The organism is Pleomorphovibrio marinus (assembly GCF_003347495.1).
Taxonomy (GTDB): domain Bacteria; phylum Bacteroidota; class Bacteroidia; order Cytophagales; family Cyclobacteriaceae; genus Pleomorphovibrio; species Pleomorphovibrio marinus.
Map to the genome: position 1 here is coordinate 1 of NZ_QCXY01000056.1, position 404 is coordinate 404.

At 52.5% G+C, this 404-nt stretch carries 1 protein-coding gene; it reads left to right on the forward strand.

The features are described from left to right. Nucleotides 1-83: 83 nt before the first annotated feature. Nucleotides 84-404, forward strand: a 321-nt coding sequence (locus tag DB520_RS26370; protein ID WP_232835173.1) for a hypothetical protein, incomplete at its 3' end; no start/stop codon positions are given.

Here is a 404-nt window from a genome sequence, read left to right on the forward strand (position 1 = left end):
CTTCGACAAGGAGATGAACTATAAGTACGGCGGCTATACCCAAATGACGGAGGAAGCGTATGAGGACGGCTCAAACCGGGAGCATGAAAGATTATATTAGGACCGAGCGTGAAGAAACAGTCCGTTGGGACTGTTTTAGCGAGGGGCCAGGTTGCGGGGGGCTGGCAGAAGAGCCGGGATATTTCTATATTTACCTCAGTAATGACGGCTCCGAAGGAGGAGAAGCCTTTTTCGATGATTTCACGATCCTGAACCTGGAGAGCTATATCGTCCAGCAGACGCAGCCGCACACCCTGGCCCAAAGACTCTCGTCTTTGTCCTTATCCATATGGCCTAATAGCCCGGAACTTTGTCAGGGAGGGGGAGAAGGAGACCTTGGACCTTTTCCAGGAGGATCGAGCGTC